General features: G+C 30.7%; 20 protein-coding genes. 16 read left to right on the forward strand and 4 right to left on the reverse strand.

Translation table 11 applies throughout. From position 1 onward, the window contains the following. The first annotated feature begins 32 nt into the window (after window positions 1–32). From ACTTBI_RS01245 to ACTTBI_RS01260, 4 genes are read left to right on the forward strand one after another with little or no spacing between them, the layout of a single operon-like run. Window positions 33–2,465 (forward strand): GcvT family protein, encoded by a 2,433-nt coding sequence (locus ACTTBI_RS01245; RefSeq protein ID WP_440652269.1) that lies wholly within the window; start codon window positions 33–35, stop codon window positions 2,463–2,465. Further along, complete coding sequence (locus tag ACTTBI_RS01250; protein ID WP_440633573.1) at window positions 2,465–3,214, forward strand: electron transfer flavoprotein subunit beta/FixA family protein; 750 nt, start codon at window positions 2,465–2,467, stop codon at window positions 3,212–3,214. The genes ACTTBI_RS01245 and ACTTBI_RS01250 overlap by 1 nt, the downstream gene beginning before the upstream one ends. Further along, the gene (locus tag ACTTBI_RS01255; RefSeq protein ID WP_440652270.1) at window positions 3,214–4,167 is read left to right on the forward strand and encodes an electron transfer flavoprotein subunit alpha/FixB family protein; all 954 of its coding nucleotides are present in this window, start codon (window positions 3,214–3,216) and stop codon (window positions 4,165–4,167) included. The genes ACTTBI_RS01250 and ACTTBI_RS01255 overlap by 1 nt, the downstream gene beginning before the upstream one ends. 23 nt (window positions 4,168–4,190) lie before the next feature. Further along, window positions 4,191–5,810, forward strand: a complete 1,620-nt coding sequence (locus ACTTBI_RS01260) for an electron transfer flavoprotein-ubiquinone oxidoreductase (RefSeq protein WP_440652271.1) — start codon at window positions 4,191–4,193, stop codon at window positions 5,808–5,810. 1 nt (window position 5,811) lies between these two features. Here the strand turns inward: ACTTBI_RS01260 and ACTTBI_RS01265 are convergent, their stop codons facing one another. Then, window positions 5,812–6,186, reverse strand: coding sequence for a DUF2237 family protein (locus ACTTBI_RS01265; protein WP_440652272.1), 375 nt, complete (start codon window positions 6,184–6,186; stop codon window positions 5,812–5,814). Further along, window positions 6,186–6,653 carry a phosphoribosyl-AMP cyclohydrolase gene (gene hisI, locus ACTTBI_RS01270; protein WP_075506137.1) on the reverse strand — a complete coding sequence of 156 codons (468 nt, stop codon included), beginning with the start codon at window positions 6,651–6,653 and terminating at the stop codon, window positions 6,186–6,188. The genes ACTTBI_RS01265 and hisI overlap by 1 nt, the downstream gene beginning before the upstream one ends. 76 nt (window positions 6,654–6,729) lie before the next feature. On the opposite strand from hisI, the gene folE reads away from it, so the two are divergent. The 10 genes from folE (at window position 6,730) to ACTTBI_RS01320 (ending at window position 15,595) form a co-directional block, all read left to right on the forward strand. Continuing rightward, entirely contained in the window at window positions 6,730–7,350 is a 621-nt protein-coding gene (folE, locus tag ACTTBI_RS01275; protein WP_075506136.1) for a GTP cyclohydrolase I FolE, read from the forward strand. Between the two features lies 1 nt (window position 7,351). Continuing rightward, window positions 7,352–8,353 carry an MDR family oxidoreductase gene (locus tag ACTTBI_RS01280; RefSeq protein WP_440652273.1) on the forward strand — a complete coding sequence of 334 codons (1,002 nt, stop codon included), beginning with the start codon at window positions 7,352–7,354 and terminating at the stop codon, window positions 8,351–8,353. Beyond that, a complete protein-coding gene (locus tag ACTTBI_RS01285) occupies window positions 8,353–9,240 on the forward strand; it encodes a LysR family transcriptional regulator (RefSeq protein WP_440614153.1) in 888 nt (295 codons plus the stop codon). The genes ACTTBI_RS01280 and ACTTBI_RS01285 overlap by 1 nt, the downstream gene beginning before the upstream one ends. A gap of 126 nt (window positions 9,241–9,366) precedes the next feature. After that, window positions 9,367–10,386, forward strand: a complete 1,020-nt coding sequence (locus ACTTBI_RS01290; RefSeq protein ID WP_440652274.1) for an extracellular solute-binding protein — start codon at window positions 9,367–9,369, stop codon at window positions 10,384–10,386. 72 nt (window positions 10,387–10,458) lie between these two features. Continuing rightward, window positions 10,459–12,069, forward strand: coding sequence for an ABC transporter permease (locus tag ACTTBI_RS01295; protein ID WP_440652275.1), 1,611 nt, complete (start codon window positions 10,459–10,461; stop codon window positions 12,067–12,069). A gap of 1 nt (window position 12,070) precedes the next feature. After that, a complete protein-coding gene (locus ACTTBI_RS01300; RefSeq protein ID WP_440652276.1) occupies window positions 12,071–13,129 on the forward strand; it encodes an ABC transporter ATP-binding protein in 1,059 nt (352 codons plus the stop codon). Between the two features lie 14 nt (window positions 13,130–13,143). Then, the gene (locus ACTTBI_RS01305) at window positions 13,144–13,830 is read left to right on the forward strand and encodes an AzlC family ABC transporter permease (protein WP_262590458.1); all 687 of its coding nucleotides are present in this window, start codon (window positions 13,144–13,146) and stop codon (window positions 13,828–13,830) included. Between the two features lies 1 nt (window position 13,831). Continuing rightward, window positions 13,832–14,140 (forward strand): AzlD domain-containing protein, encoded by a 309-nt coding sequence (locus tag ACTTBI_RS01310; RefSeq protein WP_075506129.1) that lies wholly within the window; start codon window positions 13,832–13,834, stop codon window positions 14,138–14,140. A 1-nt stretch (window position 14,141) separates the two neighbouring features. Then, entirely contained in the window at window positions 14,142–15,158 is a 1,017-nt protein-coding gene (locus ACTTBI_RS01315) for an MBL fold metallo-hydrolase (RefSeq protein WP_440652277.1), read from the forward strand. Next, window positions 15,158–15,595, forward strand: a complete 438-nt coding sequence (locus ACTTBI_RS01320; RefSeq protein ID WP_440633562.1) for a DUF4396 domain-containing protein — start codon at window positions 15,158–15,160, stop codon at window positions 15,593–15,595. The genes ACTTBI_RS01315 and ACTTBI_RS01320 overlap by 1 nt, the downstream gene beginning before the upstream one ends. On the opposite strand, the gene ACTTBI_RS01325 is transcribed toward ACTTBI_RS01320, so the two are convergent. Beyond that, entirely contained in the window at window positions 15,582–16,898 is a 1,317-nt protein-coding gene (locus tag ACTTBI_RS01325; protein ID WP_440652278.1) for an MATE family efflux transporter, read from the reverse strand. The two genes, ACTTBI_RS01320 and ACTTBI_RS01325, sit on opposite strands and share 14 nt — an antisense overlap. A 16-nt stretch (window positions 16,899–16,914) precedes the next feature. After that, entirely contained in the window at window positions 16,915–17,442 is a 528-nt protein-coding gene (locus ACTTBI_RS01330) for a cytochrome b (protein WP_440652279.1), read from the reverse strand. Between ACTTBI_RS01330 and ACTTBI_RS01335 the strand changes: the two genes are divergently transcribed. Both ACTTBI_RS01335 and ACTTBI_RS01340 read left to right on the forward strand, forming a co-directional pair. After that, window positions 17,437–17,904, forward strand: a complete 468-nt coding sequence (locus ACTTBI_RS01335) for a c-type cytochrome (RefSeq protein WP_440652280.1) — start codon at window positions 17,437–17,439, stop codon at window positions 17,902–17,904. The genes ACTTBI_RS01330 and ACTTBI_RS01335 overlap by 6 nt on opposite strands. 77 nt (window positions 17,905–17,981) lie before the next feature. Next, window positions 17,982–20,411: an FAD-dependent oxidoreductase gene (locus tag ACTTBI_RS01340; protein WP_440652281.1), complete on the forward strand. Its 2,430-nt coding sequence runs from the start codon at window positions 17,982–17,984 to the stop codon at window positions 20,409–20,411. The last annotated feature ends 6 nt before the right edge of the window (window positions 20,412–20,417 follow it).

Raw genomic sequence — 20,417 nt, forward strand, 5'->3', positions numbered from 1 at the left:
GTTACTAATAAAAATTTAGTAGGAATCACGAAATGAAAACAAAAACTAAAGTCGTAGTAGTTGGTGGTGGAGTAGTTGGTGTCAGTGCTCTTTATCATTTAGCAAAAAAAGGTTGGCCTGATGTAGTCCTTGTTGAGAGAAAAGAATTAACCTCAGGTTCAACTTGGCATGCCGCAGGTTTGTTGCCGTTGTTTAATATGAGTTACTCTGTAGGTCAGCTACATAAGTATGCAGTAAATCTTTATAAAACTTTAGAAGAAGAAACTGGAAAAAATGTTGGCTTTAGTGTTGTTTCAAATATTCGTTTGGCAAGTACAAAAGATAGAATGGATGAGTACCATCAGTACGCAGGTGTAGCTCGAACAATTGGGGTAGATGTAAAATTTTTAACTCCACAACAAGTAAAAGAAATTTGGCCTTTATGTCATACAGATGATTTAGTTGGAGCAATTCAACACCCAGAAGATGGATACATTCAACCAGCAGATTTAACACAAGCTTTAGCTACTGGTGCAAGAAATAGGGGAGCGGAGATTTATAGAAACACAACTGTTCTATCAATGAGACAAACAAAAGATGGATGGATTGTTGAAACAGATAAAGGATCAATAGAGTGTGAACATGTAATCTCTTGTTCTGGAAATTTTGCAAGACAAACTGGTGAAATGGTTGGATTAGATATTCCAGTTATCCCTGTTGAACATCAATACATCGTAACCGAACCACATCCTGCTATTCAACAAAGAAAAAAAGACGGTTTACCAGAAATGGGAGTTTTAAGAGATAGCGATAGTAGATGGTATATGAGAGAAGAAGCGGGTGGATTAATTTTAGGACCTTATGAAGATGGTGCACCAGCATGTTATGTAGAAGGACCATCAAAGAATTCTGAATACGAATTATTTCAAGAAGATTTAGATAGATTAGCTCCACATATTGAAGGAGCAATACATAGAGTTCCAGCTTTTGGAGAAGTTGGGGTTAAGAAAGTTTATAATGGAGCAATTTGTTATACACCTGATGGAAATCCAATTGTTGGACCTGCTTGGGGATTAAAGAATTTTTGGATTAATGAAGGTCATAGTTTTGGAATAACTGCAGCAGGTGGTGCTGGTTGGCAACTTGCTGAATGGATTGTAGACGGTGAACCAACAATTGATATGTTGGGAGTTGAGCCAAGACGATATGGAAACTATGCAACGAAATCATATTTAAAAGCTAAGAATGAAGAAGCTTATAGTCATGTTTTTATAGTTCACTATCCAGATGAAGAAAGACCTGCAGCAAGACCTTTAAGAACAGCTCCATGTTATGAAAGAATGAAAAATTTAGGAGCAGTCTTCGGTCAAAAATTTGGATGGGAAAGACCTAATTTTTTTGCAACGGATGGAATGGAACAAAAAGATGATTGGTCGTTTAGAAGATCAAAATGGTTTGATGCAATTAAAAAGGAATGTCAAAACGTAAAAGAAAATGTTGGTCTTTTAGATATGACTGCTTTTGCAAAATGCAGAATAAGAGGACCTAAAGCAGAAGAATTTTTAGATTATTTAGTTGCAAACAAACTTCCAAAAAAGATTGGAAGAATAAATCTATGTCATGCATTAAATACCAAAGGTGGTGTGCACTCAGAATTTACAATCATGAAAGAAGCAGAGAATAGTTACTATTTAGTATCAGCTGGAGCTAATTTAAGATTAGATCATGACTGGATTCAAAAATGGATGCCAGATGACGGATCTGTAATTTTTGAGGATTTAACAAATAGCACAGGTGTATTGGTAGTGGCTGGACCTAAAGCAAGACAATTAATGCAAAAAGTTTCAACAGATGATTTTTCTAATGATAACTTTAAATGGTTAACAGCAAAAAATGTGAATGTAGGATATGCACCAGTTAACGCCATGAGGGTAAATTTCGTTGGTGAACTTGGATGGGAACTTCATCATCCAATCGAGTATCAAAATCATATTTTTGATAAATTAATGGAAGCTGGTAAAGATTTAGGAATTAAACCATTCGGTATCAGAGCAATGAATAGTTTAAGAGTAGAAAAATCTTACAAATTAGTTGGAACAGAATTGTCGATTGAATATTCTCCATACGAATCTGGACTAGATAGATTTATTCATCCAAATAAAGGAAACTTTATTGGTTTAGAAGCACTTAACCAATGGAGAGAAAAAGGTTTTGATAACAAATTAGTAACTTTAGAAGTTCACAATACTAAAGATGCAGATGTTCTAGGAAATAATCCTATATTTAAAGACGGTAAAGTTGTTGGAAGAGCAACAGGTGGTGAGTTTGGGTTTAGATTAGATAAATCAATTGCTCTAGCAATGGTAAAACCTGATTGTTCTAATGTGGGCGACAAATTACAAGTTGATATATTGGGTGAAATGTATGACGCTACCGTTTTAGATGAAAGTCCATATGATTCAGAAAATAATTTGTTGAGAGCTTAATGAAAATCTTAGTAGCAGTAAAAAGAGTTATTGATTACAACGTTCAAATCAGAGTTAAAGAGGATGGCACTGGTGTAGTTACAGACAATGTAAAAATGTCAACCAATCCACCAGATGATAATGCAATCGAAGAGGCAGTAAAAATTAAAGAAGCAGGAAAGGCAACTGAAGTGGTTGCAATAACTGTAGGTGAAGAAAAAGCTCAAGAAACTGTTAGAAAGGCTTTAGCAGTTGGAGCAGATAGAGGAATTCATGTTAAAGCAGATGGAATACTAGAACCTTTAGCTGTTTCAAAAATTTTACAAAAGATTGTTGAAAAAGAAAATCCAGATTTAGTTTTTATGGGAAAACAAGCAATTGATGATGATTGTAATCAAACAGGTCAAATGTTGAGTGCATTATTAAATTGGCCACAAGCAACTTTTGCATCAAAGATTGATGTAAAAGATAATAAGCTAGAAGTTACTAGAGAAATAGATGAGGGACTTGAAACAATTGAAATAAATGTTCCTGCTATTGTAACTTGCGATTTAAGATTAAATGAACCAAGATACGCTTCTCTTCCAAACATTATGAAGGCAAAGAAAAAACCAATTGAAGAAATTTCTGCATCTGATCTAGGTATTGATACTTCTCCAAGAGTAGAGCAAATTAAAGTAGAAGAGCCACCAAAAAGAAAAGCGGGCATTAAAGTGGCTAATGTAGCAGAATTAGTTCAAAAATTAAAAAATGAGGCAAAGGTAATATAATGGCAGTTTTACTTATAGCAGAGCATAATAATAAAGAGTTAAGACCATTTACATTAAATGCGGCTACAGCCGCTTCACAAATTGATAGCGAAGTTCATGCTGTGATAATTGGAAATGATAGTGCAGAGGCATCAAAACAATTATCAGAACTTCCAGTAATTAAAAAAGTATTAAGTGTTGAAGCACCACACTATGAAAATTTCACTGCAGAAAATTTTGCTCCAGTTGTGGTTAGTTTAGCAGAAAATTATTCTCATATCATTTGTTCAGCAAATACATTTGGTAAAAATTTAATGCCAAGAATTGCAGCTCATCTTGATACCTCACAAGTTAGTGACATTATAAAAGTAATATCATCTGATACTTTTGTTAGACCAATTTATGCTGGGAATGCTTTTGCAACAGTTAAAAGTAATGATGCAAAAAAATGTGTAACTATTAGACCAACTTCATTTGATCCTTGTGAAAGCTCAGGAGGTTCAGCACCAATTGAGAAAATTGATGCTGGTAAAGAATTTTCAAATACAAAATTTATAAAAAGAGAAGAAATTAAATCTGATAGACCTGAACTAGGTACAGCTAGAATTGTTGTATCAGGTGGAAGAGGAATGCAAAGTGGAGATAACTTTAAATTAATTACTGAAATTGCTGATAAGCTTGGAGCAGCTATTGGAGCATCAAGAGCTGCAGTTGATGCAGGTTATATAAGCAATGATCATCAAGTTGGGCAAACCGGAAAAGTTGTCGTGCCAGATTTATACATAGCTGTTGGAATATCAGGAGCAATTCAGCATTTAGCGGGCATGAAAGAAAGTAAAGTCATAGTTGCAATTAATAAAGATGGTGAGGCCCCAATTTTTAGCGTTGCTGATTATGGTCTTGAAGCAGATCTCTTTGAAGCTTTGCCTCAGTTCATGGAAGAGCTGAACAAATTAAACACTATACAAAAATAATCCTTACAGTTAAAAATTAGATTATGTCTAGAGAATCTATGGAATATGATGTTGTAATCATTGGTGGTGGCCCATCAGGATTAGCGACTGCAATTAAATTAAAACAATTAGATTCAAATTTAAATGTTTGTTTGCTTGAAAAAGCTTCAGAAATAGGAGCTCATATTTTGAGTGGGAATGTTTTTGAAACAAGAGCTCTAGATGAGTTATTACCTAATTGGAGAGAACTTAACTCGCCAATTAAAACAAAAGTAACAAAAGAAAAATTTTTATTTTTAGGAAAAACAAAATCTTTAAGTTGGCCAACTTGGCTTTTGCCAGCAGTTCAACAAAATCATAAAAATTATATTATTAGTTTAGCTAACTTATGTAGATGGTTAGCTGAACAAGCAGAAGCTTTGGGTGTAGAAATTTTTCCAGGTTTCCCAGCAAGTGAAATTTTATATAACGATGACGGGTCTGTTAAAGGAGTAGCTACCCAAGATATGGGTAAAGATAAAGAGGGCAACAAAAAAGATAGTTTTGAACCAGGCATTGAGCTTTTAGGAAAAGTAACAGTATTTGCTGAAGGTTGCAGAGGTCATCTAGGAAAACAATTAATTCAAAAATTTGAACTGAGTAAAGGAAAAGATCCCCAGCAATATGGAATTGGTTTTAAGGAAATTTGGGAAATAGAAGAAAAAAATCATGAAGAAGGACTAGTAATGCATACAGCTGGATGGCCACTTGATAACAATACTTACGGTGGAAGCTTTATGTATCACGCTGAAAATAAACAAGTGTTTTTAGGCTATGTAATAGGATTGGATTACAAAAATCCACATTTATCTCCATATGATGAATTTCAAAGATTTAAAACTCATCCAGCAATTAAAAAAATAATAGAGGGAGGAAAAAGAATTTCATATGGCGCAAGAGCATTAATCGAGGGAGGATTTCAAAGTTTACCTAAAATGTTTATGCCAGGTGCATTATTAGTAGGATGTGATGCTGGTACATTAAATATGCCTAAAATTAAAGGCTCTCATACCGCAATGAAAAGTGGAATGATAGCAGCTGAAACTATTAATGAACACTTAAAAGAAAATAAAGATTTATCTAATTATGAAGATAAATTTAAAAAAAGTTGGTTATATAAAGAATTATTTGAGGCTCGAAATGTAAAACCTAGTTTTAGTTGGGGACTAATTTTGGGGATTATCTTTACAGGTATTGATCAAATTTTGTTCAGAGGAAAACTTCCGTTCACTCTTAAACATAAACATGCAGATCATGAAACATTAAAACCTGCAAGTCAAATGCCCAAAATTGATTATCCAAAGTACGATAATGTAATAACTTTTGATAAAACTAGTTCAGTTTATCTTACAGGAACTAACCATGCTGACAATCAACCTGTCCACTTACAACTTAAAGATCCTGATTTACCAATCAAATACACTTTAGAAAAATTTGATGAACCTGCACAAAGATATTGTCCTGCTGGAGTATACGAAGTGCAGAAAGAAAATGATGTTAATAAGTTTGTAATTAATTCGCAAAATTGTATTCACTGTAAAACTTGCGATATTAAAGAACCTTCACAAAACATAAATTGGGTGACACCAGAAGGTGGTGGTGGACCAAGATATGGAAATATGTAAATTAGGACAAATCTATTGCAAACTTTTTTAAAGTTTCAATAGGTACATATTTAAGAGTGTTTTCGTGGGTTCTTTTTAGAAATATTGGACATCCTTTACCAGCTTCAACTGCTCTTGCATACCAACTAGCACACAAACACCATCCATCTCCATCTTTTAAACCTGGAAACCCAAATTCAGGATGTGGAGTAATTAAATCGTTACCTGCTTCTTTCATCCACTCTAAGCATTCGGTAGTAACTTTAGCACAAACTGTATGAAGTCCATGATCATTCTCGTCAGTGTTACAACAACCATCACGAAACCAACCTGTTAATGGATCATTGGAGCATTCTTCTAGATTTTCGCCTAGAACATTTTTTTGTTTTTCACTCATTAAATCTTAGTAGGATTTGGTTGTCCTTTATAAACTTCTTCAGGATCAAATTTTTTTTCTTTTTCAAGAAATTCCATTTCTACTTTACGTCCATTATCAATTGGTCCCATAGGAATAGATCTATAAAAGCATGATCTGTATCCAACATGGCAACTAGCACCGTCTCCTATATCAACTGTTAACCAAATTGAGTCTTGATCATCATCAATTCTAATTTCAGTTACTTTTTGAGTAAAGCCACTTGTTTTACCTTTGTGCCAGATTGCTTTTCTAGATCTACTAAAGTAGTGAGCTTCTTTGGTTTCAATTGTTTTTTTTAATGCTTCAACATTCATATAGCCGTGCATTAAAATATCTTTGGTTTTTGAACACATTGTGATGACAGGTATTAAGCCATCATTATCAAATTTTGGTGAAAGAAGATTTCCTTCCTCGATATCGTAGATATTTTCTCTTTTTTTGAACATAGAATGTGATTATGTAGCACATATCTAGATATAATAAATATTTTAAAATCAGGTAATTACTGTATAAAAAGGCGCTATGAAATTAGTAAAAGACACTGACAACAAGTTAAATGAAAATAAGCAAGTTTCAGACAAAGATGCTGAAGAAGCTTTTAAAACAATTTTAACATGGATGGGGGAAGACCCAAATAGAGAAGGTTTATTAGAAACTCCAAAAAGGGTTGTTAAAGCATTTAAAGAATATTTCAAAGGTTACAAAGAAGATCCAGATAAAATTTTGGATAAAACTTTTGGTGATGTAGAGGGATATGATGACATGGTTGTCCAAAAAAATATTTCTGTTCAAAGTCATTGCGAACATCACATGGCACCAATTATTGGAAAAGCCCATGTTGCTTATATTCCAAAAGAAAGAGTTGTAGGTTTAAGTAAACTTGCAAGAGTAGTTGAGGTTTTTTCTAAAAGACTTCAAACTCAAGAGAGACTTACAATGCAAATTGCAAATACTTTAATGGAATCATTAGATGCAAAAGGTGTTGCAGTTACAATAGATTCAACTCATCAGTGTATGACTATGAGAGGAATTAAAAAAGAACAAGCAACTACAGTAACAAATTATTATTTAGGTCAATTTAAAGAAGATTTAAGTTTTCAAAATAGATATTTACGATTTATTAGCACTACGCTAAAAGATTAAAGTGTCTGATCAATTTAAAGCAATAGTTCTTAATCAAGAAGGTGAAAATTTTTCTAGAGAAGTAAAATCTTTAGATAGAAGTTTTTTAAAACATGGGGATGTAACTGTTCAGGTAGAATATTCAGATTTAAATTTTAAAGATGGAATGATTCTAAAGAATGGTGGAAGACTAGTAAAAGAGTATCCGCACATACCAGGAATAGATTTTTCAGGAAAAGTAATTGAAAGTGAAAATTCAAAATTTAAATCAGGCGATGAAGTAATATTAACTGGTTTTAGAGTTGGAGAAGTATTTTTTGGTGGTTATTCTCAGATAGCAAAAGTTAATGCAGACTTCCTAGTAAAAAAACCTGATAACTTAAGTAGCAAGCAGGCAATGATTTTAGGGACAGCAGGCTTAACTTCTTTAATGAGTGCCTTTGCAATTCAAGCAAGAGAAAGTATTTTGCTTGGGGAAAAAGTAAATGATGTTTTGGTAACAGGAGCAACCGGAGGCGTTGGCAGTGTTGCAATAATGGTTTTAACAAAATTAGGATACAATGTAACTGCAGTATCTGGAAAAGAAAGTAAGTCAGATTATTTAAAATCTTTAGGAGCAAAAAACATTATAAATAGAGCTGAATTTGATAAAGACCCAAGACCAATAGATAAAGGTTTATGGGACGGAGTGGTAGACACTGTTGGAGGAAAAATTTTAGCAAACACAATTGCACAAACAAAGCCTAATGGAATTATAGCTGTATGTGGAAATGCAAATAGTAATGAACTTAACACCAATTTACTTCCTTTTATGTTACGAGGTATTAAGGTTTGGGGAATGGATTCTGCAAATTGCAGTATAAAAAGAAGAGAATTTATGTGGGGTGAAGCTTCAAAATTAATTGATTTTGAATTGCTTGAAAAATCAGTTTTAACAGTAAGTTTAGAAGAGCTAATTGAAACTTATCCTAAAATTTTAAAAGGTGAAATTTCTGGAAGAGTATTAGTGGATGTAAATAAATAATGGATTGGGATAAATTAAAAATTTTTCATGCTGTCGCAGAAGCTGGAAGTTTTACAAATGCTACTGTAAATTTAAACCTAAGCCAATCTGCAATCAGTAGACAGATACAGTCCTTAGAACAAGATTTAAAAGTACAACTATTTGAAAGACATGCAAGAGGATTAACACTTACAGAAAACGGTGAATATGTTTTTAAAACTGCACATGAAGTAATAAGTAAATTAAAAGAAGTTGAAACTTCTTTAGGCGATCAGAAGAATAAACCAACAGGAAAATTAACTATAACAACAGTAAGAAGTTTTGGTACTCATTGGTTAACGCCTAGAATTCAAGAATTTATGAGACTTAATCCAGAGATTGAGATTGAACTAGTCTTTGATGATAAAGAATTAGATCTAAGTACAAGACAGGCTGATATTGGAATTTTCATGAGAAGACCAAAACAGCTTAATTATATTCAAAAAAAGCTAGTCGATATCAAATACTATATTTATGGATCAAATAAGTACTTAGAAAAAAATGGAATGCCAAAGACAATAAACGATCTAAATAAACATAAATTTATTTCGTTTGGAAAAGGAGCACCTTCTCCAGTTTATAATCCAGATTGGGCATTAAAAATTGGAATGCATGACGGTAAAAAAAGAAAATCAATCATGAAGGTAAATAGTGTAATGGGTCTTTTGTTAGCTGTAGAATCTGGTGTAGGGTTGGCGGCACTTCCTGAATATTTAGTGATAAATTCAAACAACGTAATTAAAGTACTTCCGAAAGTAGAAGGCCCTATAACAGAAGCGCACTTTGTTTACCCTCAATCATTAAAAAATACTGCTAGAGTTCAAGCATTTAGAAATTTCTTATTTAGCAAAATCGGCGACTGGAAATAAAAATTTCCTACATTTAAAAATAATAAAAAAAGTATTGAAATATGTGTCAATTTATGCGATTGATAATCATTCGCATTGATAATAATTCTCATTCGCAAATAAACTAGGGTAAAGAAAAGGATATAAATGAAAAAAATAACATTATTAGGATTAATTTTATTTTTCTTTGCCAAAATGAGTATAGCAGGTGAAGTAAATGTTTTTAGTGCAAGACATTACGACTCTGACATTCAGTTGTATGAAAAGTTTACGAACAAAACAGGTATAAAAGTTAACGTAGTTTCAGGTAAAGACAAAGCGTTGCAAAAAAGAATTACTGAAGAAGGAAAAGACTCTAAAGCTGATTTATATATTACAGCAGATGCTGGAAGACTAGGTGCGTTTGACGAAAAAGGTATGTTTCAGAACTCTATGTCAGTGCAGATTGAAGCTTTAGTGCCAGCAAACTTTAGATCTGATAATTGGACAGGTATCGCTAAAAGAGCAAGAATAATTTACTACTCACCAGAAAGAGTAAGTTCAGAAGATTTAAAAGGGATAACTTATGAAAGTTTGTCAGATTCAAAATGGAAAGGTAAAATTGTAATTAGAAAATCTAATAATATTTACAATCAATCTCTTGTTGCATCATTAATTAAAAATAATGGTAAAGAACAAACTTTAGAATGGGCAAAAAAATTAGTTTTAAATTTTGCAAGAAATCCTAAAGGAAATGATAGAGCTCAAATTTTAGCTGTTGCCGCTGGTGAAGCTGATTTATCTATAGCAAACACTTATTATTATGCTTTGATGTTATCTGGTCAAAAAGGAGAAGACCAAAAAGAAGCTGCTCAAAAGGTATTACCTTATTTCCCAAATCAAAATGATAGAGGGACACATATGAATATAAGTGGTGGAGGTATTTTAAAAAATTCTCCTAATCCTGAAAATGCAAAAAAATTATTAGAATTTCTTTTAACAAAAGAAGCACAACAACATATAGTAAACAATACATTTGAATACCCAATGATAGATGGTGTTGAACCACACCCTCTTATAAAACAAATGGGTGAAAATTTTAAACAGGATTTAAAAACAAAAGTTGAAGACTATAAAAAAAATCAGGCTGATGCATTGGAGGTAATGTTGATGTCTGGTTGGAAATAAAAGAGGTTAAAACTAAGTACTTTTGGTATAAAGTTTATTACTCTACTTTATATCATTAGTACTTCGTTAAAAATGGGTAATAAAATTAATATTTGGTTTTTGAGCTCTTTGCTCATTTCTATTATAGTTGCAATACCAATTGTAACTGTATTTAGTAGTTTTTTTGAACCAACAAGTGAGTATTTATCAATTGTTAAAAATACATTTTTGTATGAATACATTTCTAATTCAATAATTCTTGTAATTGGAGTTTTAATTACAACTTTTGTAATCGGTGTAGGATCTGCTTATTTAGTTTCATTTTACAAATTTCCTGGAGTTAATTTTTTTAAATGGGTTTTAATTTTATCTTTTGCAGTTCCAGCTTATATCTATGCATATTCATTAACTGCTTTTTTTGAAAATTATGGAACAGCTTTTTCAATTATGAAAAGCTTATTCGGTGATGGAAATTATAATTCTTTTTTACCTAAATTCGACGGAATGCTAGGAGCTATAATTTCAATTTCATTTTCACTATTTGGTTATGTTTACGTGTTAACAAGAACCTCATTTCATTATCAATCTCAAAATTTGCTAGAACTTGGTAAAAACCTTGGTTTTTCAACAAAAAAAACATTTTTTAATATTATTTTACCATCAGCAAGACCAGCAATTATTGCTGGATTATCTTTAGTTGCTATGGAGACTTTATCAGATTTTGGTGCAGTATCTTTTTTTGGGATATCGACTTTAACTACTGGAATTTATGATGCATGGATATCTTTTGATGATTTGGCTCTAGCAAACAGAATATCTTTTTTTCTCCTAATTTTTATATTTGGATTATTTTATTTAGAGAATTTATCCAGAAAAAAAGCACAGTACCATTCTCCTGCCAAAGGAAATTTTAAGACTAAAACTTTGAAACAATTAAGTGGCTATAAATCTTTAATGGCAATTATTTTTTGTTCATTTGTATTTTTTGCTAGCTTTATATTTCCAGTTTTGCAAATGCTTTACTGGACAATTAAATTTCCAAAACATTTTATAGATCTAAATATTATTGAATTATTGTCAAACACGTTGATTTTAGTTTTCCTATCAGGTTTTCTTTTGATATTTTTATCTTTTGTATCAAATTATGGAAATAGAATTAGTAAAAATAAGTTTTTAAATATTTTAACAACTTTTTCAATTACTGGTTATGCTGTTCCAGGAATAATATTAGCTGTGGCCTTCATAACTTTTATTTCTTGGTTTGATGAAAATGTTTTTTATTTTTTTGATATAAAACAAATTTTTATTGGATCTATACTTGGTTTAGTAATTGTTTATTTTGTACGATTTTATTCTTTAGCTAACAATGGTATTAAATCTGGATATTTAAAAATTAATTACTCAATTGATGAAAGTGCATATCTACTAGGTTATTCAAAATTAAAAACTTTTTTAAATATACATATCCCTTATCTTAAAAACTCAGTCCTATTAATTGCTATATTATTATCAATCGAAATAATCAAAGAATTACCAATTACATTAATTATGCGTCCTTTTAATTTCGAAACATTTGCCACCCAAGCCTATATATTTGCTTCACAAGATTTACTAGAAGCTGCTGCTGCACCTTCATTATTACTAATTATGATTGCAAGTATTTTTATTTTAATTACATCTAAGTATATGTTTAAAGATAAATAAAATGAGAATTAATTTTTTAGAAATTGAGAATGTTACTTTTGCTGCAAGCTCTAAAAATAAAGTAACCAATGTTTCATTTAATATTGAAAATGAAGGAGATATAGTTTGTTTGCTAGGTCCTTCTGGAATCGGAAAAACTACAATATTAAGAACAATAGCTGGCCTTGAAAAAATTCAGTCTGGTAAAATTATTTTAAAAAATAAAATTATTTCATCTAAAGAAAGCCATGTTGAACCTGAGGATAGAAATATATCTTTGGCTTTTCAAGACAACTCTCTATTTCCTCACTACAATGTTTTGGAAAATATTAATTTTGGTGCTGAGAGAAATAAAAAGAAGAAAAAAGGTTTAAATTTTAAAGAAATAGTGAAATTTCTTCATTTAGAAAAAATCTTAGAAAAATATCCTCATGAAATTAGTTCTGGAGAAGCTCAAAGAGCCTCTTTAGCCAGATCTTTGTTATCAAATCCTGATTTGTTACTACTAGATGAACCTTTGTCGAATATAGATCAAAGTTTCAAAGAAGAAATACAGGTAAAGTTAAAGCAAATCTTAAAAGACTTAAAAATTACAACAATAATTGTTACTCACGACTCTTACGAAGCATTCTATCTAGGTAACAAATGTGGAATTATTTTAGACGGAGAACTTAAACAATTTGATGACCCTTATAATGTTTATCATTTCCCAAATTCTGTTGATGTAGTTAATTTTTTAAACAGAGGAATATTAATTCCAGCAAAAGTTACTGATGAAAATACTTTAGAAAATGATGATTTAGGTACAATCAAAGGTAATTTTACAAAACATTATCCAAAAGGATCTAAAGTACAGTTATTGTTACAGCCAGAAGATCTAGAACATGATGATAAAAGCAATTTAAAATTAGAAGTGGTAGATAGAAAGTTTAGGGGAACAAATTTTATATATACTCTAAAGACCAGTAGTGATTTACTAATTCCTGTTTTTGTTCATTCGCATCATGTTCATCAACATGAAATCGATGAAAAATTTGGGATTAAACGGCCAATAAATATTGATCACATAGTTTGTTTTTAATAGAACCCAAATAAATGCTTACAAAAAAACAATTATTTACTAGAGGCATGCTGGATATTTCTCCACACATGTTATCTGTGATTCCATTTGGAATCATTTGTGGAGCTATCGGTGTTGAATTAGGATTTGACCCATTATTAGTTTATGCGATGTCTATTATTATTTTTGGTGGTGCATCACAAATTGTTTTTTTACAATTATTATCAGGTGGTGCATCTGGATTGGTAGCAGCAACATCTGTCGGTGTTATCAATTCAAGACATCTTTTATATGGAGCAGTTTTATCAGAGTACTTAGAAAAATTATCATTAATAAAAAAATTGTTAATCTCTTATATTATTGTCGACCAAGGTTTTGCAGAATCTAATAAATTTTTTAAAAAAAATAAATCAGAGCAGTACTTACATTATCATTTGATTGGTACAGGTTGCACGATGTGGGTTTGTTGGCAAATTGCTACATTGTCAGGAATCATTTTAGGTTCATTTGTTCCAGAGGAACTTGGATTAAAATTTGCAATACCACTTACTTTTATAGCTATTGTAATACAAGATTTAAAAAAACTTGATCACTTAATTGTAATGATTGTATGTGGATTGAGTTCGTTATTATTTTATGATGCTCCATTTAGATCTTATATAATTATTTCACCTATACTCGCTTTGTTTGTTGCGGCTTTAATATTGAGGTTAAAAAAATAAAATGACCTGGTTATCAATTATTGTTGCAGGAATATTAACTTACTTTACTAGAATGACGATGGTAGCTCTAGTAAGTCGAGACATGTTGGGAGATAAAATAAAAGCTGTGTTAGCTTATGTTCCATCAGCCGTGTTTCCTGCAATAATATTTCCAGGAATTTTTATAAATGACTACGGTCAGTTCATTGAAATGGATGACCCTAAAATATTTGCTGCAATTGTTGCTGTAATTGTTGGTTATTTTTCAAGAAATATAATCGCAACTATTTTGTCTGGTTTAATTTCTTATTGGTTTTTGATATTTATCTAAAATGATCTTTAGACAAATATTCGATAGTGTTTCTAGCACTTATACTTATTTAATTGCATCTGGAAGGGGACGTGAAGCTTTAATAATAGACCCAGTCTTAGAAAAAGTTGATCAGTATATTAATTTGTTAAATCAATTAGATTTAAAATTAGTAAAGGTGATAGATACCCATATTCACGCAGATCATATCTCTGGAATTGCTGAACTAAGAGATAAAACTAATTGTGTAACTGTTATGGGTAATAAAACTCCTGCCGATGTAGTTGCAATGAGAGTATCAGATGAAGAGATAATCAAAATAGATGGAATTGATCTACAAGCTTTATACACTCCTGGCCATACTTCTGAGAGCTTTAGTTTTTTGATGGGTGATAGAGTTTTTACAGGAGATACATTATTAATTAGAGGTACTGGTAGAACAGATTTTCAAAACGGAGATCCTAAAGACTCTTATAATTCAATATTTAACAAACTATTAAAACTACCTGATCAAACTCTAGTTTATCCAGCACATGATTATAAAGGAGAAATGGTAAGTACCATTATAGAAGAAAGACAATTTAATCCAAGATTACAGGTAAAATCAGTAGAAGAGTACGTGGATATTATGAATAATTTAAATTTACCAGATCCCAAAATGATGGATGTTGCAGTTCCAAGTAATCTTAAGTTGGGTATTGATTTAAACCGTCAAAAAGTAAACAATGGAATTGAGCCAGAGGAGTTTAACAAGATTAAAAAAGATGAGAATACAGTTCTGATAGATTTAAGAGAACAAATTGAAATAGATAAAGAAGGTAAACTAGATAACAGCAATATAGTCCCATTTCCTTCCATGCATGACTACATTGAGAAAAATAAAGATAGTTTAAAAAATAAAAAAATTCTTTTTTACTGTGCTCATGGACACAGATCTACTTTGGCAGTTCAGATTTCTAAATCATATAATTTTGGTAACTGCTTTCACTTAATTGGTGGGTTAGAAAAATGGAAAAAAAAAGGATTAGAAATTAACTAATGACAGCATCAACTTTTCATTGGTCTTGTAAACATACATGGAGAAGAAGCGCAAAGAATACAGCATGGTGTCTATTAGGTTGTGCCATCGGAGATTTTGGAACAATTTTATTTTTTCAACTTACACAAATTCCGTTTCCAGTATTAGGAATAATGATTCTAGCAATAATAAACGGTTTAATCACAAGTATAATATTAGAAACAATAATTCTAATGAGACAAGGTTTTGAATTTAATAATGCTTTGAAGACAGCTTCTGGAATGAGTTTGATTTCAATGATTAGCATGGAAGTGATGATGAATTTGACTGACTTTGTTTTAACAGGTGGTGCAATTTTAACTTGGTGGGTTATTCCAATTATGTTGATAGTAGGTTTTTTAACTCCGTGGCCTTATAATTACTGGAGATTAAAAAAATACGGGATTAACTGTCATTAAATCTTAAATAAATCCTGTTTAAATAAAAATATAAAGATAAAGCTCTCAAGATCATAAATATCGTTAAAGATATCCATACCCCATGATTTGAAATGTAATTTGTTAGAACTAAAGAAATTAGTAAATATAAAGAAACAGAAAAAAACATAGCATTTCTAATTTCTTTTGTTTGAGAGGCTCCAATAAAAATACCGTCAAATTGATAACAAAAGGATGCAAAAAAAGGCAAAATAATCATCCAAATTGAATAATCTAAACTTAAAGATCTTATTAAATCAATATCAGACATCATAAAGATCACATTCTTATGAATAAAATAATACACAATAGAAATACCTAAGCCTGTTACTGAACTTAAAATAAATGAATTTTTTACAATAGAACTAAATAAATTTTTATCTTTTTTGCCCAAAGAATAACCAATAATGCCTTCAGTTGAAAATGCATAAGCATCTAAAATAAATGCGGATAGAAAAACAAGATTAATTAAAATCGCGTTAGCAGCTATATACTCCTCTCCAATTTTTGATCCAAGGTATGTGAACCATAAAAAAGAAAAAGTAAGCAATATAGTTCGAATAAAAATATTAAAATTAATATCAAAAATATTTTTTAATTTATTTAGATCAACAATTTCCCTTATTATAAAATTAATTTTTGTAAGCTTGTTTAAATAAAAAAAAGTATAAATTAAAAATACAGTAGAGGTAATTATCCCAGAAAAAAGAGTTCCATAAGCAACACCTTTAATATTTAAATTGTATTGAGTTACGAGAATTATGCTCAATATAATATTTAATATTGAGAAAAAGCCTACTGCAATACTTGAAATTTTTGTTTTTTGTAATCCAACAAAAAGACCTGTGATAATATAAAGAGTAAGTTCTCCGGGAGCTGAATAAATTCTAATTTTAAAATATTCCTCATAAAAAATAGTAGTTTGTGAATTTAGATCAAATATTTGTAGACTTATCTTAAGAATTAAATTTTGAGCAAAAAATAAGACTATAGAAAGTATAATTACAAATAATAAATTTCTTAAAATAATATTCATTATTTCTTCATAGTTTTCTGCCCCATTAGCTTGAGAAACCATACCGACAGTTCCCATTCTTAAAAATCCAAAACTCCAAAAAATCATTGAAAATAAATTTGCTGAAACAGAAGTTGCAGATAAATAAGAAACATTACCTAAGTTACCCATTAAAGATGTATCGATAATTGCAACTAAGGGAATAGCTAGATTGGCAAAAAATATTGGAATAGATAATTTTAAAATATATCCAATAGATGATTTTTCCATGTCTGATGATTAATTATTATAATATTTTTTTTAATAAATTTTCTTTAAAGAATAATTTATGAATTATTACGGCACTTACATGTAAAGCAACTAAACCAATAAGTACATAGTTTGATATTATATGAATATTATAAAATTGATCAGCAAGCTCAAAATTGTCTTTTATTTTTATTTCTTTTAAAAAAATCATCAGAGGCTCACCATTGAAGAGTTTCTTCAATATTCCTGAAATGGTTACTGATAAGACAGTGATGTATAATAATAAATGATTTAGTTTAGCAATAAACCTCTGTCCTATAAAAGTAGCAGGTCCTAACTTTGGAACAGGGTTAATTAAATTATTAAGTAACCTAAAAATTATAACGTAAAATATCCCAAGCCCAATTGTCACATGTATATTTTCAATAGTTATTCTTTCCTCTCCAAAATCTAAACCAACTAAATAAAAGCCAAGAGGAATTTGTATCAAAAGTAAAATTGCACTTAGCCAATGCAGAGACTTGGAAATAAATCCGTATTCTGTTAAAGTGTTCTTAACATGCATAGCATATTAAAACATACCAAGAAGATCTTTGGTACAGTAATCTTATCTTTAATAATGGTATTTTCTGGTTCATTAGCTAATGCAGAGTTGTCAGTAGAAGATATTATTAAAAGTAGAAAAGCACTATTTAGTAAGAATTATAGTACTGCTAAGAGGGTACAGTCTTTTTCTTCAAATGGAGATTTTGATGAAGCAATAGAGCTAATGAAAGAAATGAATGAAAATTACATTACATTGTTAGATCTATTTCCAGAAAATTCTAAAGAAGGATTTAAAACAGAGGCTTTACCTATAATTTGGGAAGAAAAAGATGCTTTCAATGCATTAATGCAAAAATCTGCTGATGACATGATAAAACTCACTTCCATTATAGAAGATGTAGATGATATTAGAGGAACTCTAGGAAAATTAATGTGGGCGAATTGTAAGGCCTGTCATTCCAAATATAGAAAACCTCATTAATAAATTTATATACCCATTTTGGTTATTTAAAATTAATTTTGTTTAATTAATTTAAAATCTAAGTAGTTTCTTTTTCCATGGATAAAATTCAATCTCACGCCAAGCTCGTAATTGTTGGTGGTGGAATAATGGGAGTTAGTTTACTCTATCATCTTACAAAAGAAGGATGGAGTGATGTCGTATTAATTGAAAAAAGCGAACTTACTTCTGGATCAACTTGGCATGCTGCAGGTCAATGTCCTCATATGTTAACGAGTCTAAATCTTGCAAAAATACATCTTCATTCAACTAACCTTTATAAGTCGCTAGAAAAAGAAACTGAACAACCAACAGGATTTCATGAAACAGGAAGTTTAAGGTTAGCTTATACTAAAGAGGATCTTGAGTGGTTTGATTATACTAAAGGAATTTTAGATATAGCTGGTTCTCCATGTTCAATTATATCAACAGAAGAAATTCATCAATATCATCCTTTTATAAAGTTAGATGGAATTAAAGGTGCTTTTTTAACTCCAGAAGATGGCTACACAGATCCAACTAGCACAACAAATGCAATGGCTAAAGGAGCAAGAAATAGTGGAGCCAAAATTTATAGAAAAAATAGAGTAACTGATATTGAACAATTGCCTTCAGGAGAGTGGAAAGTAATTACTGAAAAGGGTGATATTGTTTGTGAGCATGTTGTTAATGCTGCAGGAAGTTTTTGTCCAGAAGTAGCACAGATGGTTGGTTTAAAAAATGTTCCAAGTATAAACATGATCCATCAATACTTAGTTACAGAAGCACATCCTGAAATAGAAAAATTAAGTAAAGAATTACCAGTTGTAAGAGATCCAGACTCTTCTTCTTATCTAAGACAAGAGGGTAAAGGACTTTTAATTGGTCCTTATGAAAAAGATGTAGCAGCTTGGGCTTTAGATGGAATGGATTGGAAATTTGATATGGAGTTGTTAGATCCAGATCTTGATAGAATTGCAGAACACTTAGAAAAAGGAATGGATCGTATTCCACAGTTTAAAGATGTGGGTATTAAAAGAATTATATGTGGTCCTATTACACATACACCTGATGATAATTTTTTAGCTGGTCCTGCACCAGGACTTAAAAACTTTTGGATGTTTTGTGCAGCAAGTATTGGAATTGCTCATGGAGGGGGAGCTGGAAAATATATGGCTCAGTGGATTGTACATGGTGACTCGGAAATAAATATGATGGAATTTGAACCAAGAAGATACATGAGTTGGGTTGATAAAAATTATTCAGTTGAAAAATCAAAAGAGCAATATCGAAGAATGTATGTAACTCCAATGCCTAATGATGTTGTAGAGGTTGGAAGACCAATGAAAACAACACCAATTTATCAAAAGTTGAAAGAAAAAGGTGCTGAATATTTTGATTTATATGGATGGGAAAAACCAGCTTGGTTTAATAAAGATAATATTAAAGAAGAATTAAGTTATAAAAGAAATAATTTATTTCCTATAATTCAAAAAGAATGTCTGCATGTTCATAACAATGTAGGCTTGATAGATCTATCAACTTTTTCAAAATATGAAATTACTGGAGAAGATAGTTATAACTTTTTAGAAAGACTTTGTGTTAATAGAGTTCCAAAAAAAGATGGAAGTATTGTTTTAACTCATCTTTTAAATGATATTGGAAGAATTCAAACTGAACTAACTTTAACTAAACTAAAAGATAACCATTATTACGCATTATCAGGAGCAGTATCAGAAATTAGAGATTTGGATTGGCTAAATCAGAATAAAAAAGAAAACGAAAAAGTTGAAATTAAAAATATAACTTTAGACAAAGGTGTAATTGGTATCATAGGACCAAAATCAAGAATGGTTTTACAAAAATTAACAAATACAGATTTAGGAAATGAAAATTTCCCTTGGTTAAAAAGTAAGGAAATAAGTTTAGGTAACATTACTGTAACAGCCTTAAGAGTAAACTATATGGGTGAACTAGGTTGGGAACTGCATCATGACTTTAAAGATATGGAAAAACTATATGAGTTATTAAGCGAAGCTGGTAAGGAATTTGATATTATAGATTTTGGAGCTCATGCAATGAATTCTATGAGAATTGAGAAGGGATACAGAGGTTGGGGGTCAGAATTAACTCCAGAAATTAGTGTAGTTGAAGCAGGCTTGGAAAGATTTTTTAATATTGAAAAAAAATCTGAATTTAAAGGGTCCAAAATTGTATCTAAATTAATAAAAAATGGCCCAAAAATTAAACTAGTTTACATGGAAGTTGATGCTGTAGATGCGGATGCTCATGGAAATGAACCAATTTACTTTAATGGTATTATAGTTGGTCTTACAACATCAGGGGCTTATGGGTATAGAGTAAACAAAAGTTTAGCCTTTGGATATGTCAAAACTGAATTTGCAAAAGTTGGAAATGAGTTTTTGATTAAAATCCAAGGAAAAGATGTTAAATCAAAAGTTATTGATGAACCTGCTTTTGATGTAAATAACGATAGGCTAAAATCTTAAAATAAA

The sequence above is a fragment of the Candidatus Pelagibacter sp. HIMB1542 genome (assembly GCF_052047835.1).
In the GTDB taxonomy this organism is placed as follows: Bacteria; Pseudomonadota; Alphaproteobacteria; order Pelagibacterales; family Pelagibacteraceae; genus Pelagibacter.

What these genes read in the sequence shown, in the direction of transcription:
- ACTTBI_RS01245 (WP_440652269.1), top strand. Translation starts at nt 33, where the DNA reads ATGAAAACAAAAACTAAAGTCGTAGTAGTTGGTGGTGGAGTAGTTGGT.
- ACTTBI_RS01250 (WP_440633573.1), top strand. Translation starts at nt 2,465, where the DNA reads ATGAAAATCTTAGTAGCAGTAAAAAGAGTTATTGATTACAACGTTCAA.
- ACTTBI_RS01255 (WP_440652270.1), top strand. Translation starts at nt 3,214, where the DNA reads ATGGCAGTTTTACTTATAGCAGAGCATAATAATAAAGAGTTAAGACCA.
- ACTTBI_RS01260 (WP_440652271.1), top strand. Translation starts at nt 4,191, where the DNA reads ATGTCTAGAGAATCTATGGAATATGATGTTGTAATCATTGGTGGTGGC.
- ACTTBI_RS01265 (WP_440652272.1), bottom strand. Translation starts at nt 6,186, where the DNA reads ATGAGTGAAAAACAAAAAAATGTTCTAGGCGAAAATCTAGAAGAATGC.
- hisI (WP_075506137.1), bottom strand. Translation starts at nt 6,653, where the DNA reads ATGTTCAAAAAAAGAGAAAATATCTACGATATCGAGGAAGGAAATCTT.
- folE (WP_075506136.1), top strand. Translation starts at nt 6,730, where the DNA reads ATGAAATTAGTAAAAGACACTGACAACAAGTTAAATGAAAATAAGCAA.
- ACTTBI_RS01285 (WP_440614153.1), top strand. Translation starts at nt 8,353, where the DNA reads ATGGATTGGGATAAATTAAAAATTTTTCATGCTGTCGCAGAAGCTGGA.
- ACTTBI_RS01290 (WP_440652274.1), top strand. Translation starts at nt 9,367, where the DNA reads ATGAAAAAAATAACATTATTAGGATTAATTTTATTTTTCTTTGCCAAA.
- ACTTBI_RS01295 (WP_440652275.1), top strand. Translation starts at nt 10,459, where the DNA reads ATGGGTAATAAAATTAATATTTGGTTTTTGAGCTCTTTGCTCATTTCT.
- ACTTBI_RS01300 (WP_440652276.1), top strand. Translation starts at nt 12,071, where the DNA reads ATGAGAATTAATTTTTTAGAAATTGAGAATGTTACTTTTGCTGCAAGC.
- ACTTBI_RS01305 (WP_262590458.1), top strand. Translation starts at nt 13,144, where the DNA reads ATGCTTACAAAAAAACAATTATTTACTAGAGGCATGCTGGATATTTCT.
- ACTTBI_RS01310 (WP_075506129.1), top strand. Translation starts at nt 13,832, where the DNA reads ATGACCTGGTTATCAATTATTGTTGCAGGAATATTAACTTACTTTACT.
- ACTTBI_RS01315 (WP_440652277.1), top strand. Translation starts at nt 14,142, where the DNA reads ATGATCTTTAGACAAATATTCGATAGTGTTTCTAGCACTTATACTTAT.
- ACTTBI_RS01320 (WP_440633562.1), top strand. Translation starts at nt 15,158, where the DNA reads ATGACAGCATCAACTTTTCATTGGTCTTGTAAACATACATGGAGAAGA.
- ACTTBI_RS01325 (WP_440652278.1), bottom strand. Translation starts at nt 16,898, where the DNA reads ATGGAAAAATCATCTATTGGATATATTTTAAAATTATCTATTCCAATA.
- ACTTBI_RS01335 (WP_440652280.1), top strand. Translation starts at nt 17,437, where the DNA reads ATGCATAGCATATTAAAACATACCAAGAAGATCTTTGGTACAGTAATC.
- ACTTBI_RS01330 (WP_440652279.1), bottom strand. Translation starts at nt 17,442, where the DNA reads ATGCATGTTAAGAACACTTTAACAGAATACGGATTTATTTCCAAGTCT.
- ACTTBI_RS01340 (WP_440652281.1), top strand. Translation starts at nt 17,982, where the DNA reads ATGGATAAAATTCAATCTCACGCCAAGCTCGTAATTGTTGGTGGTGGA.